A 13,519-nucleotide genomic window follows, 5' to 3' on the forward strand; every position below is an offset into this window, starting at 1 on the left:
TAATTTGGCAAACTTATGAGAGGAATAGTTTTGAATGTGTTCCTGTTTGTTTGGTCAATCACGAGCATAGCACAAGAATTAGATGGTTGGAAGAGTTATACCGAGGGTGCCATAGCACAAGAACTATTTGGAGAAGAAAAAATTTTCTTATTAGAAAGTTCGCTAAAGGAAATTAAATCAGCTTGTACTGACTGTGAAATTTTAAGATCTATCGATCAAAATCATCACATTGTAAGTGGACCTATCAAAGGAAGAAGAGAAGGTATCTGGAATGTAAATAATCAATGGAAGCTCAATCTGCAAAAAAGTGCTTCTCAATCACTTTATTACATCGCAACCACTTCCTCGTTTGATCCATCGATACTATCAAGATTTAAGGTGCTCCGAAAGTATGCTTCGTTGAATACTTACTTGATTGAGGCCTCATATAAGCAGGTGGAAAAATTTTTGCTTGGCAATCAACAGGTTATTCATATTACCAATAAGGTTTTTAGACCTTCCGTGGAAAGTCGGGTAATCGATATGAATCTAAATCCGAATAGGGTAAACAAAGTTCACCATTCATATCCATCGCTTAATGGTTCTACAGAGACGGTTTCTATCCAGGAAAACAACTTTAACGTGGATGATATTGACCTGATTGGCAGGTATTTGCCTTCTGGGCTGGAAAGTGAAGTCGTGGACAATCATGCGACAGAAATGGCAACTATTATCGCAGGGGCCGGCAATTCATTTATTACTGGTAAAGGAGTTGCCGACAAAGCGGCCATTGTGTCTTCTGATTTTTTTGATGCAATGCCTGATGAGGATGAGGCTTATTTGGAGCTTGGTATCAACACGCAGAATCATTCCTATGGAATTAATCGCGCCAATGAATATGGTATTGAGGCCAGAGCATTTGACCAAAGCGCCTTCAATAATATGAATTTGCTTCACGTTTTTTCCAGCGGCAATGAAGGCAGCGAAATAGCATCCGATGGCATATATGAAGGGATTGCAGGATATGCTAACCTCACTGGAAATATCAAAATGTCAAAAAATTCTCTGGTTGTAGGTTCTGTTGACACAATAGGAAATATACCATCCTTTGTTTCAAGAGGTCCTGCCTACGATGGCAGAATTAAACCGGAAGTTGTAGCATACAGTGTTGTAGGAAGTTCCAATTCCGCAGCCTTAGTCTCCGGGGTTAGCACACTATTGCAGCAAGAATACAGAGAGGAAAATGCAGTGGGCATGCCTTCGGCACTTGTAAAAGCATTGCTGATAAATAGTGCGGAATACGTTGGTTCGGAAGGTCCGAATTTTGTTACAGGCTATGGAAATGTAAATGCATGGAGAAGTTTAGAGGCTCTTAGAAATGATCGGTTCTATTCAGGTTCAGTTTCTGATGGTGTCACAGATTCATTTGTTCTGACCATTCCGGCGAATGCGCTAAACCTCAAAGTATCGATTTGCTGGACAGATCCACCCGCCAATTTGAATGATTTCCAGGCTTTGGTAAATAATCTGGATTTGAGATTAGTGGGTAGCTCGAGTACCACATTGCCCTGGATCCTGAATGCCAACCCGGATGCAGATGACTTGGCCAAGCCTGCAACCCGAGGTGTTGATGAGTTAAATAACGTCGAGCAGGTGTCAGTTTCAAATCCTGAAACTAGCTACACCGTGGAAATTGAAGGAGCTTCGGTTACCGGCAATCAGGACTTTTTTGTAGTCTGGGAGTATGATATGAATGATACATTTGAATGGGACTTCCCGACAGGCAGCGACAACATGCCTTACAATGGAGAGACCGGTTCTTATTTCAGATGGTCTACGACCAAAAACGGGCCAGCGACTTTATCTTATTCCCTTGATGACATCAATTGGATTGCATTGGAAGATGCCATTGACTTATCAAAAGGATATTGGAGGTGGAACAATCCACCAATTGTTGGAGATCAAATCCGTGCACGGATGGAGATAAACGGTGAGATGTTCGATACAGAATGGTTTACCGTCTCAGAGCCACTTTCAGCAAAAGTTGGATTCAATTGTGGAGATTCGTTGATGCTGAGGTGGCATCCAGCGCCCAATGCAAGTAATTATACCATTCGCAACTTAGGGGATGAAACATTGGAGGAGTATGTCATAACGGTTGATACTTTTTTGGTTATTCCGAATAAGACGAGCTTTTCCAGTCGACTTTTTTCCATTCAGCCCAATTTGCCCGAAGGAAAGGAACTCTTGCCAACACCCACATTTGATTATGCACAGCAAGGAATTGATTGTTATGTTTTCTCTTTTTTCCAAAGAGTGGCATTAGATACAGGCATTTATCTCAACCTATCTTTAGGCACAACAGCCGGAATTGATAGGATTGTACTAGAACGTAATAATTTTTCAGACTTCTCAGAAATATCAGTTCTAACCGATGCGGTTGATGAAAACTATTCCTATTTGGATAACAGCCCGAATCAGGGATATAATGAGCATCGAGCCACGATTTATTTTGTTAATGGAGAGGAACTAACCTTGTCGGCAGGCACCTCTTTTTACCTTACGGAAGAGCCATTACGAATATTCCCCAATCCAATTCAAGCTGGTGAATCACTTTCAATTATTACCCGAGAGTTTGAAGACACTACACCTGTTTTAGAAATCATTGATGATAGGGGAGCGCTTATTCATAAACAAGAAGTGGAAGGGTCTCAAGATTTTATTCCAACCGGTGGGATCAGACCCGGAATTTACTTTTATCGCTTGCGTGCCGATGGTCAAATTTATACCGGTAGAATCTTGATTCGCTAGAATCCATTTAACTTACTTATTTGAAAGACAGGTAGTTAAGAATAATTTCTATTTTTTTTGACTGAACCAAAACTTTTTTGAGTTTGGAAACATCCTTGAATAAACCTGACAATATGAGAATGAGTTTTAAGGAAATCAATCAGACGTTATGCATGCTAATCAAATAAGATCGGCTATGGTGCCTTTAGAGGATCTGATTGAGAAAGCAATGACAGGCGATGAATCGTCATTCAACCAATTGGTAAATCTTTGGTACAAACGCATATATAATTATGCTCTGAAGCAATGCTCCTATGATGATGTTGCAGCAGACATTACGCAAAAGACTTTCATCGCAGTATTCAAAAACCTTAAAAAACTCAAGGATGTTGGAAGTTTTAAACCGTGGATTTATCGCATTGCAACGAACTTTTGTCACCAGGAGGGAAGAAAAATATCTAAATCAAAAACGGTCCCTTTTACAATGACCCAAAACGATGAAGGAGAGTCAATGATAAAAGAAGAAGGAGAGGCCGAGGGAGTGTTTTTTAACCCGGAGATGAGTTACAGGCAGCAGGAGCTGGAGAAGATATTGTTTGGTTGCTTGCAAGAGTTGCCGAAAGATCAAAGAAGTGTGATCATCATGAAAGAATACGAAGGAATGAAGTTTAGAGAAATCGCAGAAGTATTGAAGACTTCTGAGAATACGGTTAAAACCTGGCTGTATAGAGGGTTGAAACTTATGAAGCAGGAGTTGGAGGTAAGAAGTATTACAAAAGAAACATTGAGCTATGAAATATAAACCAGAAGAAGCGACACTGATGTCATACATTTATGGCGAGCTGTCCACTGAGGAGCAAGCGAAAGTAGAAGAGTACCTTTCTGGTAGTGAAGAAGCTAGAAAGGAATTGGAAGAGTTAAAATCGACACTTTCCATAATGGGCCAACTCAAGGATAAGGAAGTTGACATCCCCACTTTCACTTTTAATCAATCTTCGCAAGTGGTTGTAGCGGATCATCCAACCGTTAGCTTTTGGAGAAAATCTATGGCTATCGCAGCGAGTATTGCACTCTTAATCTTTATTGGATATCTCACCAAATTCAATGTATCGGTTGGGGATCAAGGCTTTCAGATGGCTTTTGGAAATCAAAATGAAGGATTTTCCCAAGAAGAAGTTCAATCTATGATTGCTGAAGCAATCACTGAAAATAACAGTGAGCTCAATAAGAAACTAGCTAATTCAGAGGCAGGTATCAAGGAGTACGTAGCAGATAATAACCAATCGTTACAGAATCAGCTCGTCAAGCGTGTGAGTAATCAGCCACAATCTCAGTCAGATTTTGAGAGCGAAAGACAACAATACTTGGACTACCTAAAGCAGCTAATCGAAGACTCTGAAATCACACAGAAGAGGTATACTGATCAGGTGCTTACCGACTTTGCAATCTTTCTGGATATACAGAGACAAAACGATATGGAAGTATTCCAAACAAGATTTAATAATCTCGAAGACAATACGGAGTTGAACAGTTTCAAGACTGATCAGATTTTATCAAATCTGGGTTCAACTGTAGAGAACCCTAACCAATATTGATATTAAAGGACTATAAATGATTAAACAATGAAAATGACTAGAAAAAATATAGTTGGAATCATTATTCTGGCACTGAGCATAAATGTTTCTTATGGCCAGTCAATTGATGAAAAACGAATGAATCGTGACCTCAAGGTTGCAGAAAACATCCTGAATACTTTGGCAAGCGGAGACAGCCGCCTTCGATTTCAGAACAGCATAGAGAGTAATTACATGCCGGATTATGGAGTGATATTCAGCATTCCGAAAGTAAACTACATCTACGCAACGCGTGTTCAAGGTACTGTCGGCTATAGCAGTAGTGGAAGTGGAACTTACATAATAGCATCTTCAGATGATGAGGATTCAGAGGATGAGAAGGTAGCAGCAGACAAAGCGGTAAAAGCTGAGCAGAAGCGTGAAAAATTGGCAAAGGATGCCGAAGATCAGCTCAAGGAGCAGATGACTGTTTTTCTTGTAGACTATGCCGATTTGATTGGGCAGTTGAAGCCTTCCGATAGAATTGTGGTGCAATCAAGAGGAGCAGATAATCGAATCTTTTATTCTGGAAATAGATCTAAAAGCAATCAAAATACCTTTTCAGCTCAAATCCTCAAAAGCGACTTAATTGCTTATAAGCAAGGAAAGTTAGATAGAGAGGCAGTAATCAAAAAGATAGCTTTCAAAAGCCCTGAGGAGAATGGAGAAATTGCTAAGGATTTAGAATTGTTCTCGACCATTTTTGCTCGCCTTTACGAGCCTGATCTATCGTCCACCTATTATTCATCTTCACGAACACTAGGATATACAAGTTTGGAAGGATTTGGCGTGACATTCAGTATGAAGGTGTACTCTTCAACAAGTGATGACGGACTTCATACGATTCGAACCACAGGTGAGAGTGGATTGACACAGGCTGAGCGAAACGATAAGGTAAACGCCATGTACCCTGATTTTGAAAGATCATTCAAGGAAAATCTGGTCGATTATGGGCGGACAATTAAGAGTCTTAAAGCTGATGAAACCTTGGTGATGAAGGTGAAATTGACCGAATGCAAAGGATGTGAAATGCCCAAAGCAATTGAAGTAAGTGTCAAAGGAAAAACTCTTCAAGGCTATGATAAAGGATCAATTTCAAAAGCTGAGGCAATGAAACAAATTACAGTAAAAAGAAAGGATAGCTAAGCATGACGTTTGTTAAAAACGTAACCCATCAGATTTTTCTGATGGGTTTTTTTTGAAACTTAGCCTTCTTTTTTTCCGATCATGAGGAGCTCATTCAAACTTATTTCAGTGATGTATTTCTTCTCACCGTCCTTATCATACGAACGATTTATAAGTTTTCCTTCCATGGCAATTTCACTCCCCTTCTTTAAATAGTTTTCTATAACCTCCACTTTTTTACCCCAGGCAACTACATTGTGCCATTGTGTATCCTCTACTTTTTCACCTTCATTATTTCGGTAAGTCTCATTGGTTGCCAATGAAAAACTTGCCATTTTCTTCCCGCTATCAAAGGTTCGCACCTCCGGGTCGTTGCCTAATCTACCGATGAGCTGTACGCTGTTCTTGAGTCTGTTCATAAACTTTGTTTTAGTTATTAATGATTCACCTGATAAGGCGAAGTTGTCAACTGACGGATGCAAATATTTTTGCACGTGTATTTTTCATTCGGTTTTTAAGCGTTTATAGTCATTTGTTCACCATTTGTAGTCGTTTGTAATTGGATTTTTTTCACGCGAGCGCATAGATTGGAATCATGGAAAATAAAAAATGTCCAGAGTGTGAAAAGCCTGTTTTCGGACGAATAGATAAGAAGTACTGTTCAGATGCTTGTCGCAATGCATTCAATAATAGAATCAATGCGACTTCAAACAACTTCATGAGAAATGTGAATAACCTGCTAGCAAAAAACAGAAGAATTCTTTGCGAGCTAAATCCGGAGGGTAAAAAGAAAATCCATAAGGATCAGCTTCTGAAGAAGGGTTTTGATTTTAATTTTTTCACCAGCAGCTACCAAACAAGAGCCGGAGATGTTTATCGGTTTTGCTATGAACAAGGGTATCTAGTACTTGACGAGGGATTCATCCTTTTGGTTGAACGGAAAGAGGAAAATTGAATTTATCCAGATAAAATCTAACAATTTGGAGGATTGTTGCTTTTAATAGAATAACCAAATTAACTACTATGCCTAAACCAACAATCGCTGCTAAGCAACCTATTCCCATTGAGTTAGAAGAAGGAAAAACTTATGCCTGGTGTTCCTGCGGCCAATCCACGAATCAACCTTTTTGTGATGGATCCCATGCGGGAACAGAATTCTCACCAAAAGTATTTAAAGCCGAAGAGACCAAGACTGCATATATGTGCTTGTGTAAGCATACAGATAACCCTGGGTTTTGTGATGGCACGCACAAAAACCTGGACTAAATCTAACGTTCAAAAAGTAGAGTAATGGATTGGGCAGCTTCTGGAGAGGCTGCCTTTTTTATTACCAAGTGGCATGATCCAAATTAGCATCTATCACGGTCGCTGAGTCTTGGGCAATCCTGAATGGATGACAAATACATTTGTCCGGACACTGGATTAATGTGCAAACAACATCTGTTCCATCCATAAGAAACAAACTGTATTCACCAACAGTCAGCTGAACTTCATATTCGCCATCTTGATTCGAATTAAGTTTCTTAATCAGTAGGTCTTCATTGTACTCTTCGGAAACCGAGGTAATAAGAATGGTGGCCGAAATAGGTCGGGGTTTACAAGGCTCCACACCCGGACCGGGCATACAGTTCCCTTCATAAATCCCAATCGTTCCACGAAGAATTCCAACAGCCTCATTTGCTTGCTGTGCTACACAAGATGAGAGTAGCAAAATGATTAAAAATGAGGACTTTATGATTTTGAAATACATTGGGTTTTGCTCCGGTTTAATCCACTAATATTTCCTAATTTATTGAATTTCATCTATAATATTTGGTAATTCATCGATCATTTGAAACAATTGTTATCATTTGATAATCCACTTTGTTCTCATTTTAGTACAAATTCTCAATTGAGAATGTTATAATTTTAATTTAAACAAAATAATATTCTTCTATATTTCTTTTATAAAGAATTTAATTCCAATTATAGATTTTTAAAGCGAAGGTTATTGGAAGTCCCTGAAAAATACCTTTATATTCGTCGGATTATTCTTAACCTAATCGTATTATTATGAGAAGAAACAAGCGACTTGTAAAGGCTTTGTCGTTAGCCTTTGCATTGTCCACAACTACAACTTTTGCTCAGACTTTACAGCAGAGACAAGAGATCAGCGACACCTACAACAAATCCAAATTAACCCAACTCCAGCAAGACTTTGCTCAAAAGCAAAACAGCAAAAAAGCTGAGGCCGTCAACATGGCAGCACTACGCGGCTGGGAAGTTCTGAAGGCCAATACCGATGGAACATTTGACGAACTGATATCAGTTTCTCCTGATGGTCAGCCGATTTATTACACTATCTATAATGAGGATGCAGCACGCTCCACAAGAGCCAACCATCTGAATATTGGTGGATCCTTAGGCCTTAGCCTGGACGGGCAAAATATGACAGCTCATGTGTGGGATGGAGGTCCAACCAGAGTTACTCACCAGGAATTTGATGGTCCCGGTGGTAGTAATCGTGTTTCCATCAATGATGGTGTGACCGGCTTGAATGGGAATAGCTTTCATGCTCAGCACGTAACCGGAACAATCGTTGCATCCGGAGTTCAGGCTGCAGCAAAAGGAATGGCTCCTCAAGCTGACGCATTAACTCATGACTGGAATAGTGACTTATCTGAAGCTACTGCCGAGGCATCTGCTGGTATGCTACTTTCCAATCACTCGTATGGATTTAGAGCCGACTTGGTACCAGATTGGTATTTCGGTGCTTATATTGATGAATCTAGAGACTGGGATAACCTGATGTATAACTCACCATTCTACCTGATGGTGGTAGCGGCAGGTAATGACGGTAACGATAACTCATCGAATGGTAATCCTTTAGCTGGACAATCAAGCTATGACAAACTAACTGGCCACTCTACCTCCAAAAACAACATGGTTGTTGCAAATGGACAAGATGCCAATGTAAACAATGATGGTACTCTTAACTCCGTAACCATTAATAGTGGCAGTAGTGAAGGACCAACTGATGATTACAGAATTAAGCCAGACATCACCGGAAATGGCACAGGCGTTTATTCAACATATGACAATTCTGATAACGCCTATAATTCAATAAGTGGAACTTCCATGGCTTCTCCCAATGTGACTGGTACGCTGTTGCTTTTACAGCAACACTACAATAATGTAAATGGTAGCTTCATGAGAGCTGCGACACTCAAAGGTCTGGCACTTCACACTGCAGACGATGCAGGTATCTCCGGACCGGATGTGGTTTATGGCTGGGGACTGCTAAATGCAAAGGTTGCCGCTGAAGCTATCAGTGACGATGGAAATGGAGCGATCATTGATGAAATTTCTTTATCAAATGGTGGGTCTTACACATTAAATGTGGATTCTGATGGAAGCAGCCCACTTTTAGCTTCAATCTCCTGGACAGACCCAGCAGGTACGGCCAATACGGGTACAGCTAATGTGACAACTCCTGTACTGGTAAACGACCTTGACATCCGAGTAACTCAGGGTGGAACAACTTACAGCCCTTACAGACTTACAGGAATCAACTCGAACGGAACAGGAGACAATGATGTGGATCCATTCGAAAGAGTAGACATCTCAGGAGCTTCAGGGGCTTATACAATTACAGTAACGCACAAAGGGTCACTTTCAAGCGGAAGCCAAAACTTCTCGCTAGTCGTGACTGGTGTTACAGGAACTCCTCCTGTATGTAACGCGACTACTCCAACAGGTCTTGGTTCTTCAAGTGTTGGAACATCTACAGCTACACTTAGCTGGGGTGCAGTGGCAAATGCCACTTACGATGTGCGATACAGACCTACCGGCGGATCATGGACTACCATTGCTGTAAGTGGAACAAGCACTAACCTGACTGGTCTAGCCAGCGGCACTGCTTATGAAGCACAAGTGAGAAGCAAATGTCCTGATAGCTCTACTTCATCGTACAGCTCTTCTACAAACTTCACGACTGGAACTGTTAGTCTTTCTTGTACTACAACTATCAGCTCATTCCCATACTCTGAAGGATTTGAGTCTAATGATGGATGGAATCAGCTAGGTGGAGATGATGGAAACTGGGTTAGGGATTCAGGCGGAACCCCTTCATCAAACACAGGACCAGGCTCAGCTATCGAAGGATCTTTCTATATGTTCCTCGAAGCATCAACGAATAGCAGTCCCGGACAAATTGGAAACAATGCGACGGCAATTCTTGAAAGTGATTGCTTTGACCTGTCCGGAGCTACGGGAGCAACATTCTCCTTCCAGCACCACATGTATGGATCTAATGTAGGATCTATCGTCATTCAGGCGTCTAATGATGGTGCAGTATGGACAGACCTTTACTCACTTTCCGGAAACCAGGGCAACCAATGGAATGCAATAGATGTTGATCTTGCTTCTTATGTTGGTGGTGACGTAAAAATTAGAATTGTTGGAACTACCGGAAACGGATGGTCTAGTGATATCGCAGTAGATGATCTTTCAGTAACCACAAGTGGTGGCGCTGACACTGAGGCACCAACTGCGCCAACTAACCTTTCGGCTTCTAGTGTAACTCAAACAACTTTAACCCTAAACTGGGATGCATCAAGCGACAATGTTGGAGTCACTGGATACGATGTATACCAAGGAGCTTCTAACCTGGGAACTGTTGCAGGCACAAGCGCAAATGTGACTGGGCTGACAGCCGGTACATCTTATTCTTTCACTGTAGTAGCTAAAGATGCCGCAGGTAATGAATCTGCACCAAGTGCGGCCTTGAATGTGACAACTCAAAGCGATGGAATAACGTGCTCTTCTACTGAGTCACTTCCATATGCTGAAGGTTTTGAAGCCAATGACGGATGGACTCAGGTAGCCGGAGATGATGGAAACTGGGTGCGAGATTCAGGCGGAACTCCTTCATCAAACACAGGACCAGGATCTGCTGCAGAAGGATCATTCTACATGTTCCTTGAGGCATCAACGAATAGCAGTCCCGGACAAATTGGAAGCAATGCAACAGCTATTCTTGAAAGTGATTGCTTTGATCTTTCCGGAGAGAGCAGTGCTACTTTCTCATTCCAGTATCACATGTATGGAAGCAATGTAGGATCATTGACCGCTCAGGCATCTACTGATGGCACAAGCTGGTCAAACCTTTGGACGCTTTCCGGCAATCAGGGCAACTCTTGGGAAACAGTGAATGTTGATCTTGCTTCCTACTTGGGCAGCACAGTCAAGTTAAGAATGGTAGGAACCACCGGAAACGGTTGGTCAAGTGATATCGCAATCGATGATTTATCTGTAAGCGCCGGCACTACCGGTGGAGATGTAGATGTGACATTGTCTATCACGTTGGATAACTATCCGGAAGAAACAAGCTGGGAAATCAGAGATGGAGCTACTGTTCTTGCTTCTGGTGGAACCTACGGCTCACAACCTGATGGATCTACCATCAATCAGGTGATCTCGCTTGCGCCTGGATGCTACGATTTTGTAATCAACGATGCTTACGGTGACGGTATCTGCTGCTCATATGGTAACGGTTCTTATAGCCTTACAGATGGTGGCACTACACTTGCCTCCGGCGGAGCATTTGGATCAAGCGAAACCACAAACTTCTGTGTAGGTGGAGCTACCTCTTCTTACGCCACTCAGTCTGCCTCTACAGTTGGAACGGGTGTAAGTGTAAGCATGTATCCAAACTTCAGAGTAGCAGATAGATTGACAGTTACTTCAAACAGAAACGAGGCTTCTTACGCGATCACGAACCTGAATGGTCAGATTGTAGAAAGAGGTCAGTTGGTTGGCGGTAGAGTAGATGTAAGCAGCTTGAATGCCGGCATGTACATGATCAACCTTGTAGATGAAGGTGGTAAGTCTATCACGAAGAAATTTATTAAAGAGTAACCTTAACTTAACCTAATCGAAAGCCCTGTCTGCATTGCGGATGGGGCTTTTTAATTTACATGCAGATTGGAGTTATCTTCGATTATAAATACACATGAGCATGCGAATATTGATCCTGTTATTCTTAATTGTTACTTCACATATACAAGCACAGCGCACAAAAATCACGGCCAGTCGTCTGTTTGATGGCACCACAATGCAGAAAGACTGGGGAGTTGTCGTTGAAGGAAATGCCATCGTAGAGGTTGGACCTATCAATCGATTAGGGCCTGCTGATCAGGTAATGGATTTTCCGAATGGAACGATTATGCCTGGCATGATTGAAGGCCACTCGCACGTATTACTCTATCCGTATAATGAGATGGGATGGAATGATCAGGTCTTAAAAGAATCAAGAAGCCTGCGCGCCATCCGGGGTGCTAAGATGGCGACTAAAAACCTATACGCGGGTTTTACAACTATCCGTGATTTGGGCTCTGAGGGAGCAGGATATGCGGATGTAGCCATCAAGCAAAGCATAGAACAAGGAATCATTGAAGGTCCACGGATGTTGGTCGCCGGGCGGGCGATTGTAGCAACAGGAAGCTATGGGCCAAAGGGGTTTCACCCTGATTTTAATGTGCCACTAGGTGCCGAACCGGCAGACGGCCAACAGCTGATTACGGTGACACGTGATCAGATAGGTAAAGGGGCAGACTTCATCAAAGTGTATGCAGACTACCGATGGGGACCGGACAAGGCAGCCATGCCTACCTTTTCCATTGAAGAAATGAAATTGATTGTGGAGACTGCTGCAAGCAGTGGGAGAGATGTAGTGGCTCATGCCGCTACTGCTGAAGGCATGCGCCGGGCAGCACTTGCCGGCGTGAAAACGATTGAGCATGGCTCAGCTGCCACACCGGAAGTTTTGGAACTCATGAAAGAGAAGGGTGTAGCACTATGTCCGACGTTGGCAGCAACCCATTCGGTCACTCAGTATTTTGATGGATGGAATGGTCAAGACCCTGAGCCGGAAAGGATCCTTAATAAAAGACAAATGATGAAAGAAGCGCTAAAGAGCGGTGTTACCATTGTAGCCGGAGGAGACGTAGGCGTATTTCCTCACGGCGAAAATGTCAAGGAATTGGAATTAATGGTTGATTATGGGATGAGTGAAATCGACGTTTTAACGTCTGTCACCTCAGTGAATGCGCAGGTCTTTGGCTTAGCCCAACTAGGAATTCTAAAAGAGGGATTTTTGGCGGATATCATCGTGGTGTCAGGTGATCCGGTTCAAAATATTTCAAACCTTCGTAAGGTAGAGATGGTAATGAAGGACGGAAAAAAATATAAATAATGAAACTAAAAATACCCCCGGTAGTCATCTTTTTTCTGAGCATTGGTCTATCCTTTGGCAGTTATTATGCCTTCCCCCAATATGCGTACTCGTTTGATTATCAAACTTTACTTTCAAGGGTATTCCTTGCCATTGGCGTCTTGACAGCTTTTTCAGGCATTATTTCCTTTAGACTAAAAGGCACTACGGTGGATCCAACCAAACCGGATAAGGCCTCTGCCCTTGTGACAGGGGGAATCTATAGTTACACTCGAAATCCCATGTATCTCGGAATGGCTCTGGTGCTTATTGGTGGGATTATCCGAATTGGAAGTCCAATAGCAGTTCTTGGGATATGCTTTTTTGTATGGTATCTCACGGCTTTTCAAATAAAGCCGGAAGAGGAGGCACTCCGAAAAATCTTCGGGCAAGAGTATGAGGTCTATTGCCAAAGTGTGAGAAGGTGGCTCTGAGAATAAATCTCTGTGCAGATGTTAAAGAGGTTTGTGCAGCCCTGCAATGGCCTTGTGCAATACATCCGGTGCTTTATGCAATAATGTAAGTGGTCATTGCAGCCGTGCGAGATCATTATGCAGCGTTGTAAGTGCTTCATGCAGCGATGTAAGTGCTTCATGCATTCATGTAAGTGCTTCATGCAGCGATGTAAATGGCTTATGCAGTGGTGCAAGCGCCTTATGCTACGTCACCAGTGCTTCTTGCAATCCTGACGCTTTGATGTGGATGTCCACCTTACTTTATATCAATATACCCCCGCTTTATTGATACTGACAACCATTTG

Annotated in this window: 11 protein-coding genes; 9 read left to right on the forward strand and 2 right to left on the reverse strand. The window is 42.1% G+C overall.

Annotated features, from left to right (window positions below):
- Positions 1 to 15: 15 nt before the first annotated feature.
- From ACL8WY_RS16270 to ACL8WY_RS16285, 4 genes are all read left to right on the forward strand, one after another.
- Positions 16 to 2,790 (forward strand): S8 family peptidase, encoded by a 2,775-nt coding sequence (locus tag ACL8WY_RS16270; protein ID WP_436515813.1) that lies wholly within the window; start codon positions 16 to 18, stop codon positions 2,788 to 2,790.
- A gap of 175 nt (positions 2,791 to 2,965) precedes the next feature.
- Positions 2,966 to 3,571 carry an RNA polymerase sigma factor gene (locus ACL8WY_RS16275; protein ID WP_436515814.1) on the forward strand — a complete coding sequence of 202 codons (606 nt, stop codon included), beginning with the start codon at positions 2,966 to 2,968 and terminating at the stop codon, positions 3,569 to 3,571.
- A complete protein-coding gene (locus ACL8WY_RS16280; protein WP_436515815.1) occupies positions 3,561 to 4,364 on the forward strand; it encodes an anti-sigma factor family protein in 804 nt (267 codons plus the stop codon). Before ACL8WY_RS16275 ends, ACL8WY_RS16280 begins: the two co-directional genes overlap by 11 nt.
- 33 nt (positions 4,365 to 4,397) lie before the next feature.
- Complete coding sequence (locus ACL8WY_RS16285; protein WP_436515816.1) at positions 4,398 to 5,528, forward strand: hypothetical protein; 1,131 nt, start codon at positions 4,398 to 4,400, stop codon at positions 5,526 to 5,528.
- Positions 5,529 to 5,587: 59 nt separating this feature from the next.
- Here ACL8WY_RS16285 and ACL8WY_RS16290 read toward each other — a convergent pair whose 3' ends face one another.
- On the reverse strand, positions 5,588 to 5,926 hold the full coding sequence (locus tag ACL8WY_RS16290; protein WP_436515817.1) for a single-stranded DNA-binding protein: 339 nt from the start codon (positions 5,924 to 5,926) through the stop codon (positions 5,588 to 5,590).
- A gap of 176 nt (positions 5,927 to 6,102) precedes the next feature.
- Here ACL8WY_RS16290 and ACL8WY_RS16295 point away from each other — a divergent pair, with 176 nt between their 5' ends.
- Both ACL8WY_RS16295 and ACL8WY_RS16300 read left to right on the forward strand, forming a co-directional pair.
- Positions 6,103 to 6,462: a hypothetical protein gene (locus tag ACL8WY_RS16295; RefSeq protein WP_436515818.1), complete on the forward strand. Its 360-nt coding sequence runs from the start codon at positions 6,103 to 6,105 to the stop codon at positions 6,460 to 6,462.
- 68 nt (positions 6,463 to 6,530) lie between these two features.
- Positions 6,531 to 6,773, forward strand: coding sequence for a CDGSH iron-sulfur domain-containing protein (locus tag ACL8WY_RS16300; protein WP_436515819.1), 243 nt, complete (start codon positions 6,531 to 6,533; stop codon positions 6,771 to 6,773).
- Between the two features lie 61 nt (positions 6,774 to 6,834).
- Here the strand turns inward: ACL8WY_RS16300 and ACL8WY_RS16305 are convergent, their stop codons facing one another.
- Positions 6,835 to 7,257 carry a hypothetical protein gene (locus ACL8WY_RS16305; protein WP_436515820.1) on the reverse strand — a complete coding sequence of 141 codons (423 nt, stop codon included), beginning with the start codon at positions 7,255 to 7,257 and terminating at the stop codon, positions 6,835 to 6,837.
- A 302-nt stretch (positions 7,258 to 7,559) separates the two neighbouring features.
- On the opposite strand from ACL8WY_RS16305, the gene ACL8WY_RS16310 reads away from it, so the two are divergent.
- The 3 genes from ACL8WY_RS16310 (at position 7,560) to ACL8WY_RS16320 (ending at position 13,193) form a co-directional block, all read left to right on the forward strand.
- Positions 7,560 to 11,405, forward strand: coding sequence for a S8 family serine peptidase (locus ACL8WY_RS16310; protein ID WP_436515821.1), 3,846 nt, complete (start codon positions 7,560 to 7,562; stop codon positions 11,403 to 11,405).
- Between the two features lie 100 nt (positions 11,406 to 11,505).
- On the forward strand, positions 11,506 to 12,741 hold the full coding sequence (locus ACL8WY_RS16315; protein ID WP_436515822.1) for an amidohydrolase family protein: 1,236 nt from the start codon (positions 11,506 to 11,508) through the stop codon (positions 12,739 to 12,741).
- Positions 12,741 to 13,193, forward strand: coding sequence for a methyltransferase family protein (locus ACL8WY_RS16320; protein ID WP_436515823.1), 453 nt, complete (start codon positions 12,741 to 12,743; stop codon positions 13,191 to 13,193). The genes ACL8WY_RS16315 and ACL8WY_RS16320 overlap by 1 nt, the downstream gene beginning before the upstream one ends.
- Positions 13,194 to 13,519: the final 326 nt, after the last annotated feature.

Source organism: Ekhidna algicida (assembly GCF_051379705.1).
In the GTDB taxonomy this organism is placed as follows: domain Bacteria; phylum Bacteroidota; class Bacteroidia; order Cytophagales; family Cyclobacteriaceae; genus Ekhidna.